Source organism: Pseudomonas sp. PME37.24/025 (assembly GCF_055556615.1).
On sequence record NZ_JBVHNK010000373.1, the window covers coordinates 1 to 254 of the forward strand.

Annotated in this window: 1 protein-coding gene; it reads right to left on the reverse strand. The window is 71.7% G+C overall.

The features are described from left to right. Positions 1–254: hypothetical protein (locus ACZ3HH_RS30745; protein WP_465810456.1), on the reverse strand; the 254-nt coding region annotated here is incomplete at both ends.

The following is a 254-nucleotide window of genomic DNA, read 5'->3' on the forward strand; positions in this document are numbered from 1 at the left end:
GTCCATCGAGGTGCGCGACGGGACGTAGACGACGCGGAAGTGCTCGTCGGTCGACGGCACGGTGAACGTGCCGCCGTCGGAGAACAGCCGTGTCTGCGAGAGCGCGACGATGAGCGGCTCCACATCGTCCAGGGTTGCCGCGACAGCCGAGGGCCACCCTTCGTCGGCGGAGATCCCGAGAGCGCCGGGCACAGCGGCGGCCGCGAGGATGTCGGCCAGCCCATCGGTGCGGCCGCCCGGCCGCAGCGTGTACT